General features: G+C 54.6%; 18 protein-coding genes and 2 pseudogenes. 5 read left to right on the forward strand and 15 right to left on the reverse strand.

Annotated features, from left to right (window positions below; all coding sequences use genetic code 11):
• Positions 1-2: 2 nt before the first annotated feature.
• The gene (locus ABGT66_RS02320) at positions 3-1,031 is read right to left on the reverse strand and encodes a sugar kinase (RefSeq protein WP_346688571.1); all 1,029 of its coding nucleotides are present in this window, start codon (positions 1,029-1,031) and stop codon (positions 3-5) included.
• A 279-nt stretch (positions 1,032-1,310) separates the two neighbouring features.
• On the opposite strand from ABGT66_RS02320, the gene ABGT66_RS02325 reads away from it, so the two are divergent.
• On the forward strand, positions 1,311-2,072 hold the full coding sequence (locus ABGT66_RS02325) for an IclR family transcriptional regulator (protein ID WP_294192745.1): 762 nt from the start codon (positions 1,311-1,313) through the stop codon (positions 2,070-2,072).
• 90 nt (positions 2,073-2,162) lie between these two features.
• On the opposite strand, the gene ABGT66_RS02330 is transcribed toward ABGT66_RS02325, so the two are convergent.
• The 4 genes from ABGT66_RS02330 to ABGT66_RS02345 form a co-directional block, all read right to left on the reverse strand.
• On the reverse strand, positions 2,163-2,996 hold the full coding sequence (locus ABGT66_RS02330; protein ID WP_346688573.1) for an aldo/keto reductase: 834 nt from the start codon (positions 2,994-2,996) through the stop codon (positions 2,163-2,165).
• A 182-nt stretch (positions 2,997-3,178) separates the two neighbouring features.
• Positions 3,179-3,565, reverse strand: a complete 387-nt coding sequence (locus ABGT66_RS02335) for a hypothetical protein (RefSeq protein ID WP_346688575.1) — start codon at positions 3,563-3,565, stop codon at positions 3,179-3,181.
• A 13-nt stretch (positions 3,566-3,578) separates the two neighbouring features.
• Positions 3,579-5,276: a 23S rRNA (adenine(2503)-C(2))-methyltransferase RlmN gene (gene rlmN / locus ABGT66_RS02340; RefSeq protein WP_346688576.1), complete on the reverse strand. Its 1,698-nt coding sequence runs from the start codon at positions 5,274-5,276 to the stop codon at positions 3,579-3,581.
• Between the two features lie 85 nt (positions 5,277-5,361).
• The gene (locus tag ABGT66_RS02345) at positions 5,362-6,594 is read right to left on the reverse strand and encodes a phosphodiester glycosidase family protein (RefSeq protein WP_346688577.1); all 1,233 of its coding nucleotides are present in this window, start codon (positions 6,592-6,594) and stop codon (positions 5,362-5,364) included.
• A 426-nt stretch (positions 6,595-7,020) separates the two neighbouring features.
• Between ABGT66_RS02345 and ABGT66_RS02350 the strand changes: the two genes are divergently transcribed.
• A complete protein-coding gene (locus tag ABGT66_RS02350) occupies positions 7,021-8,751 on the forward strand; it encodes a PEP/pyruvate-binding domain-containing protein (protein WP_346688579.1) in 1,731 nt (576 codons plus the stop codon).
• Positions 8,752-8,753: 2 nt separating this feature from the next.
• Positions 8,754-10,487, forward strand: a complete 1,734-nt coding sequence (locus ABGT66_RS02355) for a PEP/pyruvate-binding domain-containing protein (protein ID WP_346688581.1) — start codon at positions 8,754-8,756, stop codon at positions 10,485-10,487.
• A gap of 69 nt (positions 10,488-10,556) precedes the next feature.
• On the opposite strand, the gene ABGT66_RS02360 is transcribed toward ABGT66_RS02355, so the two are convergent.
• The 4 genes from ABGT66_RS02360 to ABGT66_RS02375 form a co-directional block, all read right to left on the reverse strand.
• The gene (locus ABGT66_RS02360) at positions 10,557-11,939 is read right to left on the reverse strand and encodes a M20/M25/M40 family metallo-hydrolase (RefSeq protein WP_346688583.1); all 1,383 of its coding nucleotides are present in this window, start codon (positions 11,937-11,939) and stop codon (positions 10,557-10,559) included.
• 19 nt (positions 11,940-11,958) lie between these two features.
• Complete coding sequence (locus tag ABGT66_RS02365) at positions 11,959-13,065, reverse strand: Xaa-Pro peptidase family protein (RefSeq protein WP_346688584.1); 1,107 nt, start codon at positions 13,063-13,065, stop codon at positions 11,959-11,961.
• A 74-nt stretch (positions 13,066-13,139) separates the two neighbouring features.
• Entirely contained in the window at positions 13,140-14,327 is a 1,188-nt protein-coding gene (locus tag ABGT66_RS02370) for a DUF3798 domain-containing protein (RefSeq protein ID WP_346688586.1), read from the reverse strand.
• 20 nt (positions 14,328-14,347) lie between these two features.
• Positions 14,348-15,355, reverse strand: a complete 1,008-nt coding sequence (locus tag ABGT66_RS02375; protein WP_346688588.1) for an ornithine cyclodeaminase family protein — start codon at positions 15,353-15,355, stop codon at positions 14,348-14,350.
• A 201-nt stretch (positions 15,356-15,556) separates the two neighbouring features.
• Between ABGT66_RS02375 and ABGT66_RS02380 the strand changes: the two genes are divergently transcribed.
• Positions 15,557-16,267, forward strand: coding sequence for an FCD domain-containing protein (locus ABGT66_RS02380; RefSeq protein WP_346688590.1), 711 nt, complete (start codon positions 15,557-15,559; stop codon positions 16,265-16,267).
• A 295-nt stretch (positions 16,268-16,562) separates the two neighbouring features.
• Positions 16,563-17,840, forward strand: a pseudogene (locus ABGT66_RS02385) (IS256 family transposase).
• Between the two features lie 258 nt (positions 17,841-18,098).
• Here the strand turns inward: ABGT66_RS02385 and ABGT66_RS02390 are convergent.
• The 6 genes and pseudogenes from ABGT66_RS02390 to tnpA form a co-directional block, all read right to left on the reverse strand.
• Positions 18,099-18,233, reverse strand: a pseudogene (locus ABGT66_RS02390) (integrase core domain-containing protein); the annotation flags it as partial.
• 564 nt (positions 18,234-18,797) lie between these two features.
• A complete protein-coding gene (locus ABGT66_RS02395) occupies positions 18,798-19,118 on the reverse strand; it encodes a multidrug efflux SMR transporter (RefSeq protein ID WP_294193576.1) in 321 nt (106 codons plus the stop codon).
• 228 nt (positions 19,119-19,346) lie between these two features.
• Positions 19,347-20,519 (reverse strand): iron-containing alcohol dehydrogenase, encoded by a 1,173-nt coding sequence (locus ABGT66_RS02400; RefSeq protein WP_346688592.1) that lies wholly within the window; start codon positions 20,517-20,519, stop codon positions 19,347-19,349.
• A gap of 14 nt (positions 20,520-20,533) precedes the next feature.
• Positions 20,534-21,208 carry a DUF1638 domain-containing protein gene (locus tag ABGT66_RS02405; protein ID WP_346688593.1) on the reverse strand — a complete coding sequence of 225 codons (675 nt, stop codon included), beginning with the start codon at positions 21,206-21,208 and terminating at the stop codon, positions 20,534-20,536.
• Positions 21,209-21,241: 33 nt separating this feature from the next.
• Positions 21,242-21,982 (reverse strand): 2-phosphosulfolactate phosphatase, encoded by a 741-nt coding sequence (locus ABGT66_RS02410; RefSeq protein WP_346688595.1) that lies wholly within the window; start codon positions 21,980-21,982, stop codon positions 21,242-21,244.
• 199 nt (positions 21,983-22,181) lie between these two features.
• Positions 22,182-22,664 carry an IS200/IS605 family transposase gene (gene tnpA, locus ABGT66_RS02415; protein ID WP_346688597.1) on the reverse strand — a complete coding sequence of 161 codons (483 nt, stop codon included), beginning with the start codon at positions 22,662-22,664 and terminating at the stop codon, positions 22,182-22,184.
• Positions 22,665-22,802: the final 138 nt, after the last annotated feature.

Below are 22,802 nucleotides of genomic sequence, written 5' to 3' on the forward strand. Positions count from 1 at the left end.
CCTTATCTCTGCACGCGGCCCGAACCGTCGCCGCCCGCGAGCGTGAGGACGTCGCTGACCGAGACTCTGTTGTAGTCGCCGAAAATCGTGTGCTTCAGCGCCGAAGCCGCCGCCGCGAACTCGACCGCCGCCTGCGGCGTCTCGAGGTTGTTGAGCCCCCAGATGAGGCCGGAGCCGAAGGAGTCGCCGCCGCCGATGCGGTCGACGATGTCGCGGATTTCGTACTTCTTGCTCGTGTAGAAGCCGTCCTTCGTCGCCATGACTATCGACCAGTTGTTGATGTCGGCGCTGACGCTCTCGCGGAGGCTGACCGCGAGCTTCTCGACGTTCGGGTAGATCTCCATGACCTTCGCCGCGAGCGTCTTGTACTTGTCGCTGTCGATGCTGCCCTTCGTCACGTCGACGTCGAGCTCGATGCCGAGGCACTTCTGGCAGTCCTCTTCGTTCGCGATGAGGACGTCTACGTACTTTGTTATCTCGGACATGACCTCCTGCGCGCTCTTGCCCCACTTCCAGAGCTTCTTTCTGTAGTTGAGGTCGCAGGAAACCTTGACGCCCATCTCGTGCGCGGCCTTCATAGCCTCGAGCGTCACTTCCGCCGTGCCTTCCGCCACCGCGGGCGTGATGCCCGTCGTGTGGAACCACGCGGCGCCGTCGAAGATGGCCTTCCAGTCGAAGTCGCCGGGCTTGACCTCGGTGATCGACGAATGGGCGCGGTCATAGACGACCTTCGAGGGACGCATGCAGGCGCCCTTCTCCGCATAGTAGATGCCGACGCGGCTTCCGCTTCTGCGGATATACTGCGTGTCGACGCCGAAGCCTCTGAGCTCGCGCACCGCGGCGTCGGCTATCGGGTTGTCGGGCAGAGCCGTAACAAAAACCGCCTCTTCGCCGTAATTGGCGAGCGAGACGGCGACGTTGGCCTCCGCGCCTCCGAACGTAGCCTCAAGCGACGGCTTCTGGAAAAGAACGTCAGTCCCCTGCGGCGAAAGGCGCAGCATCAGCTCTCCGAAAGTTACAAACTTTTTCATTTTTTATTGCCTCCCTGTTGAAGTTCAACAAAATTTTTTTGACGACTTATAACTTTCTCGAATATTTTTGTTCCGTATCTCGGAACGATGTTTCATATATCTTAACGATAAAAGTGTACTTCTTAAATTACGTAAATGTCAAGCGGAAGTTCGTAAAATTACCGATGAAAAATTTTTTTTGTTCGCGCGCACCATAGGCCGATGATTTTTGCAGCTTTCGGAGGCTTGCGCTACAATAGCGCAATACGCCCGGGCGTAATTTTTTTGAAGAGGTCTGAAATGGCTGAAACTGGCAAAAATCACGAAGCTATAAAAAAGGCGGTGCTCCTGCTTTCGGAGCTTACTAGGAAGAGCGGGCCGTCGGGCGTGACGGAGCTCGCGCGCGCGCTCGACATGCCGAAGGCGACTGTGCACAGGATACTCGGCATACTCTGCGAGGACAACGTCGTCGTCAAGACGGCGGACGGACGCTACAAGGTCGGGCCGACGGTGCTGCTCTGGAGCGGCGGCTACAGGTATTCGACGGCGGTGATAGAGCTCGCCGCGCCGTGGCTGCGCAGGCTGCGCGACGCGACGAACGAGACCGTCCACCTCTGCGTCTACAACAACGGCGCGGCGCAGTACGCGGACAGGCTCGACAGCACGCAGAACGTCACGCTGCGCTGGTCGCGGCTCGGCTCGGAGCTCCCGCTCTACTGCACGAGCGCGGGGCGCGCGATACTTTCGCAGCTGCCGCAGGAAGAGCTCGACGCATACCTCGATTCCGCGGAGCTTTCGCCGCGCACGGCGAGGACCGTCACGTCGAAGGAGGAGCTGAAAAAGATGCTTGCGCGCTTCCGCGTGCAGGGCTACGCCGAGGAGATAGAGGAGAACGAGGACAACATCCGCTGCCTCGGCGGCGCGATAACGGACCGCGAGGGTTATCCGGTCGCGGCGATCAGCCTGACCGCGCCGACCTTCCGCTTTACCGACGAGGACGCCGCAAAGTACGGCCCGATGATCGCGGAGTTCGCGCGCGAGATTTCAAAACAGCTTCCGTAGCGCGCGGCGTTTTCCGCGAGTCGCAAAATGAACGGCCCGTCCCTGACGCTTGGGGGCGGGCCGTGGTTTTGTGCTTCTTCGGCGGGCGCGCTATTGTTTCAGCAGCGCTTCGACCTTTACGGGGTTTTCGGGCGTGCCGGACATGGCTATGCCGGTGTCCATTTTTTCAAGGCGCGCGATTTCTTCGGCGGAGAGCTCGAAGTCGAAGAGGGCGGCGTTTTCGCGGATGCGTTCCGCGTGTGCGGATTTCGGGACAGGCGCGGCGCCGCTCTGCATGAGGAAGCGCAGCGCCGTCTGTGCGGGGCTTTTGCCGTGCGCGGCGGCGACGGCCGTCAGCTCCGCGTTTTCAAACATTTCGTTTCTGCGTCCCTGTCCGAGCGGCGCGTAGGCCATGCAGCGCACGCCGTATTTGTCCATCCATTCGCGCTCGGCTCGGCGCTGGCAGAGCAGGTGCATTTCTATCTGGTTCGCGGCGGGAGTGACTTCGTTGAATTCTATCAGGTCTATCAGGCGGTCGGGGTTGAAGTTCGAGACGCCTATCGCGCGTATCACGCCCTCGGCGCATAGTTTCTCAAGCTCGCGCCACGCGGCGTAGTAGTCGCCGAGCGGCCAGTGGAGCAGCACGAGGTCGAGGTAGCCGGCGCGCAGCTTTTTCAGCGACGCTTCGACGGTCTCGCGCGTTTTGGGGTAGGAGCGGAAGTTGACCTTCGTGACTATGAAGAGCTCGCCGCGCGGCACGCCGCCCTCGGCTATGCCCGCGCCCACGGCCTCTTCGTTTTTGTAGGCCTCCGCCGTGTCTATCATGCGGTATCCGCAGCGTATCGCCTCCGCGACGCTTTGCGCGCATTCCTCTCCGTTCATCTTGAAGGTACCGAAGCCGAGCGCCGGCATCGTGATTCCGTTGTTCAGTGTGAAGCTGTTCATCGCAGCGCCTCCGTGGTCTTTTTATTATTTTTTCAATCCGCAATATAGCGGACAACGCGCCGTAAGGCAAGTGCTTCGGCGCAAAGCGCGCGCCGCGCGGATAAAAAAGCGGCCCGTTCCCTGTGTGCGGGAGCGGGCCGTGAGTTTCTGCTGTTTTGCGGACGCGCGGCGCGGCGGCGCTTTTATTTCGTTTCGGCTTCGTCGTCCTTGCGCAGCGCGGTCGCGGGGAGCTCGACAACCTCTACGGCCTCGGCCATCTCTTCGTCGTCGGCGGCTACGTTTATGTAGGGGCCGCGCGCGTCATATCCGCCGCGGGGCGGCGTCGGGTCGTCCGACGAGTATATGCGGCGGCGCGAGGGCTCGGCCTGCGGCTCTTCTTCGGCGCGGCGGCCTGCGCCGCGCGAGGTGTAGACGGTGAAGCCGGAGCCGCCGCGAAGCAGGCGCAGCAGCCACATCACGATGAACGCGGCGAGCAGCACGCCGACGAACATTATCATGAACGGGAAGGCGAGGCCGAAGAATACCGTCCCTATTATGAGGAAGAGTATCAGATAGAGCGAAAAGTTCATCTACTTTGCCTTCCTACGATTTTTTCGCGTTCCGCTTCGGCTTCGCGGAGTTTTTGTAGAATTTGGCGAAGGGGCCGTCCTTCGGCGCTGGCGCGGATTTCCGGCGCGGCGCGCTTTTTGCGGGGCGCTCGCGGAAGCTGCGCTCGCCGCGCGCTTCGCCCGCCTCGCGGCCGCGTTCTTCGCCGCCGCCTCTGTAGGTCGGGCGCGCCTCCTTCATTTTGCCGCTGCGGTAGCGCTCCTGCGGCTCGGCGTTTTCGCGGCGGCGCTTGAAGGCTCCGCGCTCTTCTTCGTTTGCCGAGAAGCGGCGCTCTCCGGCCTCGCGCGCGCCCGCGTAACGGCGTTCGTCTCTTTCCTCTCCGCCGCGGAAGCGTCCGCGCTGCCCGCCGTTTTCGTCGCGGCCTCTGAAGCCGCCGCGCTCTTCGCCGTTTCCGGCGAAGCCGCGTTTTTTATATCCGTCCCCGCCGCGCGCAGGACGTTCGTCCCTCGCCCTGTCTGCGCCGTAACGCGGACGCGCCCCGGCGCTTTCGTCGCGGCGTCCGAAGGCTCCGCGCCCGCCCTCTCTTCCGCCGGACTCGCGGCGCTTCGGCTTCTCCGCGGGCTTTGCCGCGCGCGCCGCGGCGCGCTCCTCGGCCATTATGTTCCTCGGCGCGGAGAACGTTCCGTGCTCGAGCGGCGCGTCTATGCCGTTTTCCTTGCGGCGAAGCTGTCCGCAGGCCGCGTCGATGTCAGCGCCCTGCTCGGCGCGTATCTCGCATTCAAAGCCCGCCGTCTGGAGCACGCTCTTGAAGCGCAGCACGTCCTCCGCCTCGGGCTTCGCGTAGCGCCCCTCGACCGAGTTGCACGGGATGAGGTTTACGTAGACGTGGATGCCGCGCAGGAAGCGCACAAGCTCTCTCGCGCGCTCGACGCTGTCGTTGACGCCTCCGAAGAGCGCATATTCAATCGTTATGCGGTCGCCAGTAGTTTCTTGATAATCAACCAAAGCCTCGCGCAGCTCCTCGACGGGATAGCTGTTGTTGACGGGCATTATCATGCTGCGCAGCTCGCCGTCGGCGGCGTGGAGCGATATCGCGAGCCGCACGCCGAGCCCCGACTCCGCGAGCGCGCGGATACCGGGGATTATGCCCGAGGTCGAGACCGTTATGTGACGGATGCCGAGGTTGCGCAGCTTCGGGTCGTTCAGCATCCTGATGGACTTGAGCACCGCCTCCGTGTTGAGGAACGGCTCGCCCATGCCCATGTAGACGACGTTGTTTATCTCGCGACCTATCTTCTTTTCAATAGCGGCGACCTGTCCCGCTATCTCGCCAGCGCTGAGGTTGCGCACGAAGCCCGAGAGCCCCGTCGCGCAGAAGGTGCACTGCAGCGGGCAGCCGACCTGCGTCGAAATGCAGGCGGTCAGCCTGTCGCCCTGCTTCATCAGCACGGACTCGACGGACTCGCCGTCGCGCAGCCGCCAGAGGAACTTGCGCGTGCCGTCCGCGGACCTCTGCTCGCGCGCGAGAACCGGGAAAGCAAAGTCGAGCTTCTCCGCGAGCTTCTCGCGCAGCGGCTTCGACAGGTTCGTCATCTCCTCGGGGTCGTCGGCGTGCTTCTGCCAAATCCACTGGCATATCTGCCCCGCGCGGTAGGCCGGCTCCTCCAGCGCCTTCTCCGTATATTCCTTCCATTCGCCGAAATCCATATCCGGCGCGTAAATTTTCTCTGTCATTTTTATTTTCCTCTCGCCTTTCGCGTATTTGCGTATCGATAAAGCCTTATATAGTTTAACAGCGGCGCGCCCTCCGGCGCAACGTCTACTGCCGCACTCCCGCGCCCGGCTCGAACATCAGCACAGCGTAGGGAATCGGCCGCTCCACGTCGCTGTCGTTGCTCGGCTGCGAGAAAGTCATCCCGCGCCACCATATCGAGCTCGAGCCGCCGCCGTCGAGATTCAGCGCGTCCGTCAGCGCCAGCCCCTTGATGCAGAACGTCCGAAGCTCCTCTATCGTCATGCCGACGCTGTGCATATTGTCGCGCCCGTCCACGACGCCCCAGAAGACACGCGAGCCGTCTGTCCCGACGAAGGTGCGCGGATGGCGGCGGTTCAGCACCGCGGGGTCCACGTCCTCCGTGTTCGGCGCGGCCTCGCCCTCCTTCACGAGCAGCGGCCCCGCCTGCATCATCTCCGTATACTCGTCATACTCGTGCACCGAGCCGATGTTGTTGACAATCTTGCCGTCTATAAAGATGAAGCCGCCGCTCTCGTTCCAGCCGAAAGCCGAGCGGTTCGGCCAGAATTTCGCGTTATCCGTGCGCCCCTGGCGGCGCAGCACGCCGATCGGCTTCGCGCCCGAGAAATAGCCGCCGTTGATGCCGCCGACGACGCCGTAATTTTCTACCGCAATCGTCGCGAGCGCCGCGCGCTTCGAGCCTATCATCTCCGCCGTCGCAATCTGGCACGGCACCGCCGCCATATCCACGGCGAGCGCAGCGGCGAAAAGCGGCTCGTTCCTGCCGTTCTTCATATCGCCGTTCGCCGGGCCCGACGGGGTGCCGACGCCGCGCTTCACCATAAACAGCGTCGTACCGTTCCACGAGAACGAAGCCTTCCACGAGACGGACTTCGCGCACTCGCGCAGCCAGCCTTCAAACCCTTCCATATCCTCCGGCGTCAGCAACTCGTCCAGCGACGCCGTCATAGCCGCGGGCGGCTGCGGGCTCATCGTCGCAGAAATATACGAAACGCCCTCCACCTCCGGCCACTCGGGCAGAATCCCGATTTGGTCGACGGCGGCGAGCGCGAAGCCCCAGCCCATAGCCTCGAAGGCGAAGCGCAGCGCGTCGCGCCTCGTCATATCTCCCTCGACCGCGGTAAGAAACTTCTCCGGCGTCTCGCGTCCGAGCGCCTCGAACACGACGGGCGCAGCCTCCGCCTGCGTCAGTGCCTCCGCGCGCGCCGCGGGAAACGCCGCCGCGCAGACGAGCGCCAACGCCGCGAAAGCGGCGCGCCCCGCAAATCCAAACCCTGCAAAAAAATCCTTCGTCATAATCCTATCCGCATACGCTCCGTTCGCAGTCCATCTGTAAATTTTCGCGGCGCGGCGCAGCTTCGCCGCCCGTCCGCATATTGTACCACTTGCCCGCGCGTCCATTGCGGCTTCATTTGTATCAAAAAAGTATGGAGATTTTATGGCGGAACTATAAGCGTTCCAAAAGCCCGCCGCGCGGACTAAAACGGGAAAACGCGCGTGTTAATTCTAATTTCATGCGCGCCACAAATTAAATCATAGGTAAAACGCAAACGATATAAAACGAAATCGGTGCTAGCGTTTGACAGGCGGCATTTTGTTATACGCGGTTTTTGCGCGGCGCGTCCGCCTCAAACGTTATATAATACAATAAGAAAGAGTTTTGTTTTTAAATCCGCCCGGCGGCGAAGAAGGCGCGGGAACGGTCAGGAGGAATTGGATTTTATGGACTACGGAGAGTATTACAAGAGTTTCGATCCTTACCCCTATTATGAGGAGCGCGGCTGGCTCATCGGCGACGGGCGCATCGGCGGGAAGGCGAAGGGGCTTTCGTTCGCCCACTTCGTTTTGTCGAAGAACGGCCTGACGGACGACGTGCATCTGCCGGATTACTCCTTCGTCATAACGACGTCGGTATTCAACGAGTTCATGGAGATTAACAATTTCTGGGAGAAGCTCGAAAATCTGCGCGCGCACACGGACGGCCCGATTATCTACAAGGCCTGCGCCGAGGCGCGGCTGCCATACGCGCTTGACGAGCCTCTCGAAAAGATCCTCGACCTTATCCAGACGCCGCTCTGCGTGCGCTCGTCGTCAACGCTCGAGGACGACGTGAAGCTTTCGTTCGCGGGCAAGTACGCTACCTGCTTCTCGTCGAACTCCGGCTCGCGCGAGGAGCGGCGCGCGCAGCTCGAGGCCGCGATAAAGGAAGTCTACGCCTCGACCTACAACCCCGCGGCGCGCGAGTATAAGCGCAAGCACGGCATCAAATGGGGCGGCGAGCGCATGGCGGTGCTGATTCAGCCCATCGCGGGACGGCAGTACGGCAAGATGTTCTATCCCGAGCTTGCGGGCGCGGCCTTCTCCAAGGTTTTCCGCCGTCCGTCGCCGCGCATCAAGAAGGACGACGGCGTCGCGCGCATATGCTTCGGCCTCGGAACGCGCACGGTGGACAGAGCCTACGCGCGCACCTTCTATCTGACGAATCCGAACCTGCGCCCAGAGGGGACGAAGCCGCACGAGATAGTGACGCACTCGCAGGAGCATTACGACTACGTCGACCTCGAGAAGCAGGGCTTCGCCTCCGAGCACGTCGCCTACACGGTGCGCGACATCATCAAAAAGCACCGCATGGCGCAGACTTATCTCCAGTGGTTCGACGACAACTCCTTCCACTGGATTCACACGGACACGAGCAACATGAACGCGCCGCGCCCGGTCTTCACCTTCTCGGAGCTGCCGAGCCGCTGCCCGAAGCTTTTTGCGCGCATCCGCAAGCTGCTGCCGCTCTTCGAGAAGGAGCTGCAGCTTCCCGTCGATATGGAGTTCGCCTACGAGGCTTCGGACGACCGCTTCACGCTGGTGCAGATGCGCCCGCTCTCCGTCTACGACGACAAGGGCAAGGTCAGCATCCCGGATGTGCCGCTCGAGAAAACTATACTGCGCGGCGACCGCATGGTGGCGAACGGCAGGCTCGAGGGGACGAAGCATATAATCTACGTCGACCCGGAAATTTACGGCAAGAAGGCGGACTTCTCCGAGGTCGCGCGCGCTGTCGGCGAGGAGAACGACAAGCTCGACGGCGAGCGTTACATACTCGTCGGCCCGGGCCGCTGGGGCAGCTCGAACCCGATGCTCGGCGTCCCCGTGCGCTACGACGAGCTGTCGAACTCCGGCTGCCTGGTTGAGCTCGGAATACCGCAGAAGGGCATGGCCCCGGAGCTGTCGTACGGCACGCACTTCTTCCTCGACCTCGACTGCGACAACATCCTCTACCTGCCGGTGTTTGACGGCGCGCGGAATAACGTGTATAACAGAGACTGGTTCGAGAGCCACAAATGGAAAAAAACGTCCCACCCCGCCGTAAGGCACTACGAGGGACTTTTCGACGTGCTCCTCGACGGAGACACCGAAACTGGAATAGTGATAGACAAAACCGACGGGGAAGGTGAATAACGATGACCTCTGCCGAAAAGGCAAAGGAACAGTACTTTGAGTGGCAGCCCCACGACGATCCCGATTTTGCGCCGCTGATATGCGGCAAGGGGACCATCGGGGGCAAGGGGCGCTCGCTGCTTTTCGCGCTGCGCAGGCTCCGAGACAGCGGCGATCCGGACATGAGCCGCGTCAAGGTGCCGCGCTCGATATATCTCAGCATCGAGATATTCCACAAATTCCTTGAGCGCGTGCCGTCGCTCGACACGCTGCTCGCATGCGGCGACCCCGAGGGCATGGAGCGCGTCTTTCTGCTGACGCCGCTGCCCGAAGAGGTCTCGCTGCGCATACGCCAGTTCCTCGCAGACATGAACGACCCCGTCGTCATACGCAGCTCGAGCCGCCTCGAAGACGACGTGAAGCACTCCTTCGCGGGGAAATACCTCAGCACCTTCCTCGGCAACAACAAGGGCACGCTCGAGGAGCGCGCGCAGGCCGTCGAAGACGAAGTGCGCCGCATATACTCGCGCACCTTCTTCCCCGCGGCCGAGGACTACCGCCGCCGCCACAAGCTCGGCGACGACGACATGGGCATAATCATCATCCGCATGGCGGGACGCTGGCGCGGGCAGTACTATTATCCCACGATGGGCGGCGTCGGCTACTCGCAGAACTTCCGCCGCTGGACGACGAGAATACGGCAGGACGACGGCCTCGTGCGCATAGTCTTCGGCCTCGGCACGATGAGCACGAAGCGCGGCTACGCGCGCACCGTCTCGCTGACGAACCCGATACTGCGCCCCGAGGGCTTCTCCCCCGAAAAAATAGCCGCCATAGCGCAGGAGCACTTCCACGTCATAGACGCGAACCATCCGAACCGCCTCACGACGCTGGACATAAAAACGGAATGGCGCCAGCTTTTGCAGTACCATCCGGACTTCTCCGCCTACGCGCAGGTCTTCAGCCGCGAGGACGGCGAGGGCGCCTTCTCCTCAATAATGAAGAACATGGCGCAGCTCGAGCCGGGAAGCAAAATCTGCTTCACCTTCGACAACTTCCCGCGCAAATATCCGGTATTCTACCGCCGCGCGAAAAAAATGCTGAAATTCCTCGAAGCGCAGATGGGCGTCCCCGCCGACATCGAATTCGCCTACGAGCCGACCGAGGACTCCTTCTGCCTCATACAGTCGCGTCCCTTCTGGACCAACGCGTCGGACCTCGACGAATGGCCCGAAATCGACGAAAAAAGCATACTCCTCCAGGCCGACCGCATGGTCACGCACGGCGCGATCCCCGATATACACAAGATAGTCTATGTGGACTACAACCTGTACTTTGAGCGCCGCGACTTCTACGGCACGGCGCGCCTGATAGGCGAGCTCAACGAAGCCTCGCGCGGCGAACCGTACATTCTGGTCGCGCCGGGACGCATCGGCTCAAGCAACCCGGAGCTAGGCGTCCCCGTACAATACGGCGAACTCACCAACTGCCTCGGCATGGTGGAACTCGGCATCCCGCGCCTGGGCTACATGCCCGAGCTTTCCTACGGCACGCACTTCTTCTCCGACCTCGAAGTCGACGGCGTCCTCTACATGCCGGTCTTCGCAGGCGAAGACCGCAACATCTTCAACATCGACTGGTTCGACCGCACCCAATGGACCCCCTGGGGCAACGACACCATCCGCGTCTACAAAGGCGACTTCGCCGCCTACATGGACGGCGAGAAAAACAGAGGGGTGATTGTGGAGAAGGGGTAAAAATACAAACAGATCAAAACTAAAGTTGGTCAATCTTTTTGTTAGCCAACTTTAGTTTTAATCTAGATTTTATTGACAGAAACTTGGGAACTTTGTCATAATTGATGCAATCATTTTGATCGCACAATTATAGTCTTCTAAATATATATTTTCGTTAGGAGCGTGTTCACGGCTGTCTTCATTCATTACCCCAATCATTATGCATGGGATATTCATTTTCCCGCATACTGCACCAACGCCGCTACTCCCCCAATCGTTGAGAATGACGTTGGGTCCCATTCCATAAATATCATACGCTGAACTTACAGCTGCTTTCATAAGCGCGGAGTTACTATCCGTACGGAACGGTTCATACGATGACTCCAATTCCACATCGATATCGGGAAAACCATGTTTATCTAGATGCTTTCTTATCTTCGCCATAACACTATCAACAGTCTGGCCTTTAACCAACCTCAAATCTAAATAAACAACAGCTAAGCTAGGTAGTATCGTTTTTGATTTTCCATTATGAAAATCACTCTCGAATCCATTAATATTAATCGTCGGGTAATTTATGAGACGCATCTTAACGGCATCGCCAGTTTCATGGTTTAAAAACGATTGCACTCCGCACGTCTTGTAGGTTGCTTCTTCGTCCAGAGACATGTCATGTATGATAGCCAATTCACTCTCGGATAGAGGCACAATATCATCAAGATATCCCTGAACTAATATTTCCTCCTTACTATTTTTCATAGAAGCAAGCGCCCATATTATCCGCCATATGGGGTTAGCGATAATTGCGGCATTGGCCGAGTGCAGGTCAGAGGCCGCAGTTCTACACGACAATTTAATTTTACATATTCCTTTTACACCCAGTGTAATATGTGGACGTCCTCTCTCAAGATCTCTGCTACCGCCCTCCCAGAAAAAGCCGTCACACTGTAGCATATCAGGGTATTTCTTCATAAAAGCTGCAAGATGAGGACTACCGATTTCTTCTTCGCCATCATAAAAAAACTTTAAATTAACAGGAAGTGTGCCATGCACTTGTAGGTACGCGTGTACAGCGCATATACGTGAGAACATGCTCCCTTTATTGTCTGCAACACCTCGTCCCCATAGTCTACCCTCACGAATCACAGGTTCAAATGGCGGTGATACCCATTTATCGAGCGGCTCGGCTGGCATTACGTCATAATGGTTATAAAACGCAAGCGTATGATTGGCTCCTACGTCTAGATGTGCAAAAATATACGGCGATCCACCTGTTTCTATCTTTTCAGGCTGTATATCCAGCTTATTCTTTAAGAAATATGCGCATATATCCGCCATTTTATCCATACCAGCATGATACATCGAGATACTTGGCTGACGTACAGCTTCTACTAACCAATCAATATAAGTGTCCATATTAGCATCTATGTATTGATACACCTTTTTGAGAGTATCGTCTGATATATGAAGCATGCTAGATTCTCTCCTAAAACTATAAAATGACTTGTAATGTTTTGGGATATTGATTGAGCACCCACGCCTGTCCTGAGTCATCAACAGCGACAAGATTCTCTATTCTTATACCATATTTTCCAGGGAAATAAATACCAGGCTCTATGCTAAAAACATTTCCAGGACATAAAATATGTTTGTTAAATGCTTTGATAAATGGGGTTTCATGAACTGATATACCAACTCCATGCCCTGTTCTGTATGGGAAATAATCGCCGTACCCAGCTTCTTCGATAACATGCCGTACGGTACGATCTATATCTCCAGCGCTAATACCAGAATGTACTGCCCGTTCTCCGGCTGTTTGTGCATCCAGTACGATGTTATATATATTTCTTTCTTCTGCAGAAGGCTCGCCGACAAAAAATGTGCGTGTCATGTCCGAGAAGTAACTCTTATATCTCCCGGAAAAGTCTATTAATACTATGTCTTTTTCTTGTATTACGCGACTGTCCCCGTTATAGTGCGGCAACGCGGCGTTGGCTCCTGAAGCGACTATATGGCTAACGTGCTTACAGACACCGCGTGCAAGATCATTATGTATTTCTGTAAGTTTATCAGCAATTTGACCTTCAGTAAGGCCTGGGCGAATAAATTTGCTAACCTCGCTGATAGTATCATCTGCAATTTTTGCTGCATGCTGCATTAATGCAAGTTCTTCAGCATTTTTTATGCTTCTTAGCGGACTTAAAATTTCTTCTCCATCGCAGCATATTATATCCATGGCGGTTGAAATCTTCAGCATATCTACCGCACGGACAGCATCGTTGAAAGCTATCCGACCGGAAGTAATACCGACCTTACGGCAGCTTGCAATAAATGTGTCGACAAATCCTGTATGATCTTCCCATACCGCGCACAATGAAGAATCTCCGGCAATTTCCCGCATTTCTTCTAAGTAAAGTTTAGGCGTCATAAAGAAAAATTGGCCTTCTTTTGTAACTAGCAATCCTTTAAAGCGCTCATCTGGCAGGCAGTCTAACCCACACATATATTCAAGATCAGGTGATGGCGCAATAAAAAATGCATCATATTGATGTTCTAACAACAAAGCCGTCAGAGCGTCTAGTCTATCTTTATGCATCATATGAATATAAACTCCTTTCATAAAAAGGCCGTTGGCATATACAATATACCAACGGCCTTATGAAGCCTTAATGTCTATTTAATCTTGCGATATTTTTCTGGAACTTCGATATCTGGTGTTCCTACAAAACCATCTCCGAAAATATAAGTATCTTGATATATGAGCATTAAATTTCTACTGGTAACACCTGTCCCCAAGTCAGTGTAGTAATTGCCGTTCCATTTGGAGCCAGGAGTCGCATTGTCAAAACACGTCAGGAAATCTTTCTTGCTGGAAAGCTTCATTTTCCCTTCAACCACATTAATTCCAAAGTCTACCAACGCAATTGTATTGGCATAACCATAAGAGTAGGCCCATGTCCCCATTCGCCCTTTACCACCTGCTTTAATCACAGCATCTTCTACCTTTTTTAATATTGCCGGCCAATCTCCGGCTTCATCAGATAGATCTATACTAAAAGCCGCTGGGTAACCGACCAATGGAGAAGGGCTATCTGCTTCAATATACATACCGCCATATTTAGCAATTTGGCGCAGAAGAGGTTCATGCAAAGCATAGTTGGTTGTAAAAAACACCGTTTTCGGCCCATATTTTTCCACCCAAGCAGGAACTTTTTCGATCATAAACTGCTGTGCTCCAACAACACCGACATCACTGGTAGGGTCAGGAGCGCTTTCATATGCAAATTTCATTCCTAAATCTTTGCATGCTTCCTTAATAATGGCAACTCTGCGCGCGATACTTTCATAACTCATATGCCTGGGGAAAGAAATATGGACAAAAGTATCTGCCCCCATTTTCTTCGCAGTATAAGCTAAAAGGTAACCTTTATCTATAAAATCTATAGTAGTAGCCATATCAGCAGCCGATGTGATAACATTCGGGTCTTCATGCGCCTCGCCGACGAGGCAAATGATGTCTGGCCGCTTCTCTTTTACGCGCCGTATTGCTTCTGTCGTACCAGGGACACCTTGATTAATGACGATAACTTTCAATTCCGGATCATCCGCCAACCCGGCAATTTGCGATATAGTTGTTTCCATTTCAGACATAAAGTTATCCGGATATGTGACATGTTTAATTATACCGCCATCTGACACATCACCATATTTTTCTAAACAAAATTCAGCGCCACGTACTTCATCTTCACTCTGAGACAGAGTCCCTGTAACAATTCCTATATGAAATTTGGGCTCCGCATATCCAATGGAGCACATCAGCATAGCTATCATGACAGCTAAAATAATCTTACTGCACTTCATAGTATATTCCTCCCATTTTCTTAGATCTCCAAAGCCTTATTAAAGATAAAAGCTTCTCCTAAATTCTGCTCAAGAACCTTATCATACAACATCGTCGCTACAGCAATATCCATTGCGCCGGTTCCTATCGGTATACAGACAATGCGTTCATGCTCAGAAATTTTATATTCTTTTGTCTGTGCGACAATTTCGCCAATAGTTGCATTAATGTCACACTCTTTAAATTGACCTGAATCAACTACACTCTTTAAAGCACCTCGATGCATCGTTTGCCCGACAGAATCAACGATGACATGATCAGCGCTTAGCAGCAACTCATCTTCACACTCCGTAAAGGACCCCATAGGAAATAAGATTTGCCCCTCTTTAAACCATGAATTCTTGATAAATTTATCCTTACCATGAGTTACAGAAACAATAATATCTGTGCCATAAAAAACATCCTCTGGCTTTTCGCTGACAATGAATTTTGTATCAATTTGCCTTGACATCTCTTCGACAAATTTAGCAGATGCTTGCGGGTTGATGTCGTAAAGCCGTATCTCTTCAATATCAAAAACTTCGCTAAACGCCATAAGCTGCGTGCGCCCCTGAGTGCCAGCACCAATTAACCCTAACCGAATTTTTTTCTTATTCTCGATGTATTTTGCTGCTACGGCAGCTTGTGCACCTGTCCTATAATTTGTTATTTGTGCACCGTCCATCACACATTTAAAAATTCCAGTGGCAGGATCAAACAACAATATTAAAGCGATAATATAAGGTAGCCCCCATTTTGGATTATTCAATGAACCGCCAACACATTTAATGCCTGCACTTTTTTTGCTATGAATATACGCCGGCATAGCATTAAGTCCATTTTTATAAGGCGGCCATTCAGCGTCTTCCCCCAATTCCAGCGTGATTTTCGTCGGACAAACAACTTCCCCACGCCCCCAATCTCGGAAAGCATCCTCACATGCAGTCACAGTATCCTTCATAGTTAATAATCTTTGAACAGTCTCTGCATCAATTAACCTACACGGCATAAAAACTCCTCCTATATAACTATTCTTGCGCATTGAGCTATCGGATTATCCTACAATATATCATACATTTTACCCTGAGCAATTTGTCATGTCAATAATTTTATTAGGCTGTATAAATTATTTTTTACATATTTACATACAATCATATATTCATTACATAACCTATAAAATGTTACAATGTTCATGGAGGGAGAGTTTGAGATGATTCAAGCAATTGCAAAAACGACCGTGACCCAATCCATATTAGACGAAATGATAAAGTTGATAAAAAACAATACATGGATGCCTGGAGAAAAGATCCCCAGTGAAAATGAACTGGCGATAGCATTTTCAGTTGGCAGAAATTCTGTCAGAGAAGCGGTTAAAATTTTAAATAAAATGAATGTATTAATTTCCCGCCCTGGTCAAGGCACTTTCCTTGCAAAAGATGCGATAAGCAATATTCTATCATCAGAACTAATTATTACAGGATATAAAAACGCGTCGTTTGAGGAGATAGCTGAAATACGAACTCTTCTGGAATCTCAATGTGCATATTGGGCAGCGCAGCGTGTTGACGACAGCGATATAGTGGAGTTAATAAATCTATTGGAGAGCATGCGTGCTAGTGAAAAAAGCACTTTATTGGAGCAAAACAAAATCCACTATATTTTCCACGAAACGATCATTAGACTTAGTAAAAATTCTCTGCTCAAACCAATGTTATTATCCATTAAAGCAGAAATAGACAATCACCATGCACGCTTTGATACGCTTTCACCTAACGATATAGCGGAGCTCATAAACGATCAAGAAAAAGTATTACTTGCCATAATAGCAAAAATGCCAGACAGAGCGCAAGATGCAATGAGATATCACCTTGAACGAGCGCAAAAATTTATAGAAAAAGAGTGTAAGATGAGCAAACAATAATACTGAGGATATTGTATGACGCTGAGAAATTATGTTAAATCTGATATATGTCCAGAATATCAAAGATATTCATAGAATATGATGTCTAAGGGCTTAGTGGGCAACATATTTATATATTACCACATAGCACTATAATATACCCAATCGAGAGTGTGAACAGAATTCTGTAAGTTGAAATCCATCCCACCCTGCTATGGTAGACTTGCTAGGAGGATGGTTTATTATGTCACGCATCAGCAAACAGCAGAGTTCTTCAGATGAGCCTAAGAAAACCAGGCGGCAGCGCCGTTCCGAGATGAGCCCGGAAAAGCGCGAGTTCCTCCGCAATTTCGTCGGTATGTACGATATCAAGACGGCGGCGGATCTCCAAGATGCCGTCAAGGACCTTCTCGGAGACACCATCAAGGATATGCTCGAAGAGGAAATGAACGAGCATCTTGGGTACGAGAAGTATAAACATTCAGACAACCCCGACAGCCGTAACGGATACAAATCAAAGGAAATCATGAGCAGCGCTGGCAGCATCACTATAGACGTTCCTCAGGATCGAGACTCAGCCTTTGAACCAAAGGTTGTGAAGAAGGGACATTACAAGCCGGCTGCGCGGAGCGCATTCAAAAATATCCTCAGCCGGCGCAGTATGCGGGGGCGTCTGCCGTAGAAGGATATCAACGCCATCGAGCAGAAGATAATCGCCATGTACGCACGAGGAATGACGACACGCAATATTTCCGACACTATCATGGATATATACGGCTTTGAGGTGTCAGAGGGATTCATTTCAGACGTTACTGATAAGCTTCTGCCTAAGATACAGGAATGGCAGTCACGTCCGCTCGAAGATGTATATCCGGTAGTCTTCATCGACGCAATTCACTACGCTGTAAGGGACGAGGTAGGCGTACGCAGGAAGGCTGCGTATATTGTTCTAGGCATATCTGCGAGCGGACACAAGGACGTTCTTGGCATCTACATTGGGGAGAACGAGAGCGCGAAGTACTGGCTTTCTATCCTTAACGAGCTTAAGAACCGAGGCGTAAAAGACATCCTTATCGTCTGTGCCGACGGCCTTACCGGCATCAAGGATGCCATAGAGGCGGCCTTCCCGCAGACCGAATATCAAAGATGCATTGTACATCAAGTCAGGAACACGCTGAAATATGTAAGCGACAAAGACCGCAAGGCGTTCGCGAACGACCTCCGCAGGATATACGGCGCACCCAGCGAAGAACTCGCCCTTGGCGAGCTTGACCGAGCCGCTGAGAAATGGCAGCAGAAATATCCTAACTCGATGAAATCGTGGTACAAGAACTGGGACGCCATATCTCCAATCTTCAAATTTTCGTCAGAGACAAGACGCGTCATATATACGACGAACGCCATAGAGAGCCTGAATTCCATATACCGGCGTCTGAACAGCCAGCGCAGTTCATTTCCCGGAGACCAGTCTTTACTCAAGGCGCTGTACCTCGCCACAATGGAAGCCACGAAGAAATGGAGGCTTCCAATACGCGACTGGGGCAAAATATACGGAGAACTGTCGATAATGTACGAGGGGAGGCTGCCTGAGTAGCCGTGACTTCATGCTAAAAAACGATACCGGCGTCAAATTGAGAAATTGACGCTTAGCGGCCTATACCCTATAGTAGAAACGTGACGGCGTCTGGCGAAAAGACGCCGCCACATCAAAATCAACTGCCACAGCAGCGGCAGTCTTGGATAACTTACAGAAAGAACTTCACAGGCTCGCGTAAGTCATAATTTCCCGAGGAGACTTTAATCCGAGAGGCCTCCTCGGGAAGTTGTTGTATCTGAGGTTATGGACTGCCAGCTATGCAGCAAAATCTTTCAATGAATAGAACTTATGCGACACATAATAGAAGTATTCGTTGTCTTTCCTGTGCGACCTTTCCACCTTTCCGTTATGACGCGGCGTGTACGGCTTTATCCGCTTATGCCTTATCCCATAGCACGCTAAATATTTTTCAAAGAGCGTAGGCTCGCCTTTCTCAGAGGTAAAACGTTGGGCAAATTCAGAACCGTTGTCCGTCTGGACACATTCTCATACGGACTTAAAGAATCTCAGTATATGCGTCATAAATACCATTGACTCAATTTGTCGTTAAGGAACTTAAGAGAACCGTTGTAAGGCTTAATCCACCTGTAAATACACTATCTGTTCGTGGCGTATCGTGTAGCGGCTCTTGTGACGCCACACTTTATCACGTACGTGGTTAGAGATGATTGCCTGTAACGTTCCTTTTGTGATGTCTTGCTCTTGTGGGGAACCATCCTTCTCTTAGTAGATTTGTGGTGAAATTACTTTACGGTATAGGCAGGCCTCCTGCTTTTTGTTTACTGTATCTCTTTGCATATTCACATTAACTGATATTTTACATATATATTATTATATTGTGTCTTATATACTTCTGCTCTCTGTTACATATATAGGATAAACTTAAAGGCGCTCCGCTTACGTATTTCGGCGGAGGAACGCCCGGCTCGGGAAATTCTGCGCGCGGAGGCGCGTTTAGTGGCCGGAGGTGAGCTTGAGGCCGATTATCCCCGTTATGAGCATCGCGACGAAGAAGAGGCGCGGGAAGGTGACGGGCTCCTTGAAGAGCACGATACCGACCGCGACCGCGCCGAGCGCCCCGACGCCGGTCCACACGCCGTAGGCCGTGCCCATGGGAAGCTTCTTGACCGCCATCGCCAGGAAGTAGAAGCTGACCGCCATGCCCGCGAATGTGAAGATTGTAAATTTCAGGTTTGTGAAGCCGTTTGAGTATTTCATGCAGGTCGACCAGACGACCTCGAATATGCCCGCGATGAAGAGCTCTATCCACGCCATGAGGATTTTTCCCCCTTAAAAAATAATCGCCTTCGCCCGCGCGTCTTCTTCGGCCTAACGACGCTGCGGCAAAGGCGTGTGCGTCCACCCGGCGGCGGACGCTGCTCGGGGAAGAATATCACAGCGCGCGCGCTTTGGCAACGGCGGCGCGGCGAGGATTCCGAGCGCGCCGCTAGGCCGCAAAAAAGGCGGAGCCCCGGCCCCGCCCTCAGCGTTTCCCGTATTTTGCTACCACGCGCGCTCGTATATTTCCTTTACGGCTTCTTCCGTGAGCCTGCGCGGGTTGTTGTTTATCAGTCGCGTCTCCTTCATCGCGGCCTTCGCCATGTGCGCGGCGGCGTCGCGCGGGATTCCGAAGTCGCGCAGCCGCGTCTTGACGCCGCACTCCTCGCCGAGCGCGATCATCGCGTCGAGCGCCGCGGAGGCCGCGCGCTCCGCGCTCATGCCAGCAGTGTTTATGCCCATCGCCTCGGCTATCGGGACGAACTTCTCCGGGCAGCCGTCGAGGTTGTATTCCATGACCCAGCGCAGCATCGCGGTGTTCGCCTCGCCGTGCGGCACGTGGAACTCGCCGCCGAGCGGGTATGCCATCGCGTGGACGCCCGCCGTGCCGGACATCGCGAAGGCCATGCCCGCCGTGAGGCTGCCGTAGGACTGCGCGGCGCGCGCGGCGGCGTTGTCGGGCTCGCGCACGCAGGCGGCGAGGTTCGGCGCTATTTTGCGTACCGCGGCGAGCGCGAGGTCCTGCGTCAGCGGGTTCGTGCCGAGCGAGAGGTAGGACTCGACCGCGTGGACGAGGGCGTCCATGCCCGAGGCCGCCGTTATCGCGGGCGGCAGTCCGTGCGTCAGCTCGGGGTCTACGAGCGCGATGTCGGCGACCATGCTGCCGCCCGCGACGCCCTTTTTCATCTTTTCCTCGGGGAAGGAGAACACCGCGACCGCCGAGACCTCCGATCCGCTCCCCGCGGTCGTCGGTATCATTATCGTGGGCAGGCCGCGCGCGGGGACCTTCTCCGAGCCGACCATCGCCGCCGCGTCGAGCTCGGGGAACTTCGCGAGCACCGCCGCCATTTTTGCGAAATCCATCGAGCTGCCGCCGCCGAGCGCGATGAGGCAGTCGCCGCCGAGCGCGCGTATATCAGCCGCGGCCTTGTATAAGAGCGCGACGGGCGGCTCCGGCTCGACCTCTGGCCAGAGCTCGGGCTTCATGCCTAGCTTCCTCGCGCCGTCCATGAGGCGCGCGAGCGCTCCGCTCTTTGCGATGCTGCGCCCCGTTATAAAGACGGGCCGCTTCGCGCCGAGCGCCGCCGCCTTCTGCGCCGCGAGGCTTGAAATCCCGGCCTCGAATATGACCTCGCGCGGCATCCTGAAATTAAAGGGCCGTCCTATGATATTCTCCATTGTCGTCACCTTCGTCATTTTTGTTCCTTGTGCGGGAAGAACATATCGCGCGTAAGCGTCTCGCCCGCCTCCGCGACGACGAACAAATCATCCCAGTCGCCCGAGACGAGCTTTTCGAGCACGACGCTGCCGCCCGGCACGTGCCGCAGCTCGCAGCGCGCGATTTCCGCGCCGCGGCGCGCCTGCGCGAGAAAGTCCTCCGCGCGGCTGTCGTAGGTACCCGTGTCGATTATGTCCGCGTGCGTGTAGCTCGCGAACCATTTGTCGAAGAGCGCGAGCCCCTGCTCGCGGCCGTACCTTTCGCAGACGGATTCGCGCAGCCCTTCGAGCGAGTAACGGCCCGTGTCCGTGTCCCTGATGTAGATGTGTCCCGGCTCTTTTAGATTTTCGTGCGGCGCGCCGTCTCTGTTCAGCAAAATCGTGATGCAGTCGTCGGCGCGCGGCGCGACGACGCGCACCGGCGCGTACACAGACTCCCACGAGCCGCCGCAGAAGCCCATCGCGACGAGGACGGTGTCGAACTCGCCCGCGAGTCCGCCGAGCGCCGCAATGAGCTGAAGGCGCATTTCCTTCGGCTCGGCGTGGTAGCGCCTGTCGACGCAGCGCACGGGGTAGCCCGTCCCCATCTTTCGCTGCGCCGCCGCCACCTGACGCGCCATAGAGCTGCATGCGAGAATTACCGCGTTCATTGCGGCGTCCCCCGTAATTTGCGACCCGCGCCGTCAGCGCCCGACTATCGCCGGAACGCCGGAAATTTCCTTGACGACGGGGACGGTCGAGCTCGCGTCCACTTCGCCGCAGAAGAAAAGGTCGTTGTCGAAGCCGAGGCCCGAGAGTATCTTTCCGTGCGTCGAGGCCTGGCAGACCGCCGTGATGTCCGGCCCCATCGACTGCCACAGCGACATCGCCGCCATCGCGCCGTCGGTCAGCTCCATCTCCTCGGCGCCGTTAGAGGGCGCGAGCGCCAGCAGCTTCTCGACGAGCATCCCGGCGCAGATTGTGTCCTCGAGCGAAAATTCGCCGTTGCGCCCCGCGCATATAATCCCGACCGACGGCCCCGCGCAGAGCGCGTCCCAGGCCGCCGCCTCCGCGTTGCGCACGCAGCCCGCAATGACGTGCGCGCAGTCCTTCACGGCGCGCATTATCGCGCGCGTGCCGTTCGAGGTAGTGATTATCGCGTGCTCCGGCGCGCCCGCGGCCTGGAGCTCTAACGGCGAGTTGCCGAAGTCGAAGCCCGGAGCGGGCAGCCCGCCGCGCTCGCCCATAATTTTCCAGTCCTCGCCCAGCTTCTCTTTCATCGCGAAAGCTTCGTCTACCTCCGTCACGGGCACGAGCACCTCGCCGCCCATGTCGAAGAAGGTCGTTATCTGCGTCGTCGCGCGGAGCAGGTCGACGACTATGCGCGCGTCGTGCTTTTTGAGAGCCTCGCACGGAAGGAAAGCCACGTCGAATGTGTATTTCAATTTGAGAGACCTCCAAAGTTTATATATGAAGATTATATAACCGCGCCCGCGCCGCCGTAAGCCCCGCGCGGCCGCAAATCAGAACTACCGGCTAAGCCGGTAGTTTGTGCCAGCCCTATAAGGGCATATTACCGGCAGCTCTAAACGAGCTTGAAAGTCCGCCAACCGCACCACTTTCCCGGGCGGCTCCTAAAGGAGCTTACCGGGAATCTTTTTTGCCTGCGTTGACCGGCTTACCCGTAAACGGGTCTACCGGCTCAAACAAACTCAGCTGGTCTGCTTGATAGTCCTCTTTCAGCTGGTTCTTGATATACTCCGCTATTTTTTTCTGATTGCGCCCTACTGTGTCTACGTAATATCCTCTGCACCAGAAATGTCTGTTGCCATATTTGTATTTCATATGTGCAAAGCGGTCGAATATCATAAGCGAGCTTTTGCCCTTCAGGTATCCCATAATCTGCGACACACTATATTTGGGCGGTATGGCAATCAGCATATGGATATGGTCTGCGCAAAGATTGGCTTCAAGAATTTCAATTTCTTTCCTCTCGCATAGGGTTCTTAAAATTTTTCCAATCTCAGTTTTCAGCCTGCCGTAGATAATCTGTCTTCTGAATTTCGGAGCAAAGACTATATGGTATTTGCAATTCCATTTTGTATGTGCTAGGGTTTCTGTGTCCATGTTGGACCTCCTCTGTACGTTGCTAAGACGGTTGACGGACTGTCTTATACTACGTCAGAGGAGCTTCTGTTCATAGCTATAAGCTGAATGAACTCCATGCATAGCATGGAGTTTTCTTTATACAACAAAGCCCGCCGT

Origin of the sequence: uncultured Cloacibacillus sp. (genome assembly GCF_963926575.1) — a bacterium.
Taxonomy (GTDB): domain Bacteria; phylum Synergistota; class Synergistia; order Synergistales; family Synergistaceae; genus Caccocola; species Caccocola faecigallinarum.

Excerpts from the sequence above, each read along its gene's own strand:
- ABGT66_RS02320 (WP_346688571.1), bottom strand. The coding sequence starts at position 1,031 with ATGAAAAAGTTTGTAACTTTCGGAGAGCTGATGCTGCGCCTTTCGCCG.
- ABGT66_RS02325 (WP_294192745.1), top strand. The coding sequence starts at position 1,311 with ATGGCTGAAACTGGCAAAAATCACGAAGCTATAAAAAAGGCGGTGCTC.
- ABGT66_RS02330 (WP_346688573.1), bottom strand. The coding sequence starts at position 2,996 with ATGAACAGCTTCACACTGAACAACGGAATCACGATGCCGGCGCTCGGC.
- ABGT66_RS02335 (WP_346688575.1), bottom strand. The coding sequence starts at position 3,565 with ATGAACTTTTCGCTCTATCTGATACTCTTCCTCATAATAGGGACGGTA.
- rlmN (WP_346688576.1), bottom strand. The coding sequence starts at position 5,276 with ATGACAGAGAAAATTTACGCGCCGGATATGGATTTCGGCGAATGGAAG.
- ABGT66_RS02345 (WP_346688577.1), bottom strand. The coding sequence starts at position 6,594 with ATGACGAAGGATTTTTTTGCAGGGTTTGGATTTGCGGGGCGCGCCGCT.
- ABGT66_RS02350 (WP_346688579.1), top strand. The coding sequence starts at position 7,021 with ATGGACTACGGAGAGTATTACAAGAGTTTCGATCCTTACCCCTATTAT.
- ABGT66_RS02355 (WP_346688581.1), top strand. The coding sequence starts at position 8,754 with ATGACCTCTGCCGAAAAGGCAAAGGAACAGTACTTTGAGTGGCAGCCC.
- ABGT66_RS02360 (WP_346688583.1), bottom strand. The coding sequence starts at position 11,939 with ATGCTTCATATATCAGACGATACTCTCAAAAAGGTGTATCAATACATA.
- ABGT66_RS02365 (WP_346688584.1), bottom strand. The coding sequence starts at position 13,065 with ATGATGCATAAAGATAGACTAGACGCTCTGACGGCTTTGTTGTTAGAA.
- ABGT66_RS02370 (WP_346688586.1), bottom strand. The coding sequence starts at position 14,327 with ATGAAGTGCAGTAAGATTATTTTAGCTGTCATGATAGCTATGCTGATG.
- ABGT66_RS02375 (WP_346688588.1), bottom strand. The coding sequence starts at position 15,355 with ATGCCGTGTAGGTTAATTGATGCAGAGACTGTTCAAAGATTATTAACT.
- ABGT66_RS02380 (WP_346688590.1), top strand. The coding sequence starts at position 15,557 with ATGATTCAAGCAATTGCAAAAACGACCGTGACCCAATCCATATTAGAC.
- ABGT66_RS02395 (WP_294193576.1), bottom strand. The coding sequence starts at position 19,118 with ATGGCGTGGATAGAGCTCTTCATCGCGGGCATATTCGAGGTCGTCTGG.
- ABGT66_RS02400 (WP_346688592.1), bottom strand. The coding sequence starts at position 20,519 with ATGGAGAATATCATAGGACGGCCCTTTAATTTCAGGATGCCGCGCGAG.
- ABGT66_RS02405 (WP_346688593.1), bottom strand. The coding sequence starts at position 21,208 with ATGAACGCGGTAATTCTCGCATGCAGCTCTATGGCGCGTCAGGTGGCG.
- tnpA (WP_346688597.1), bottom strand. The coding sequence starts at position 22,664 with ATGGACACAGAAACCCTAGCACATACAAAATGGAATTGCAAATACCAT.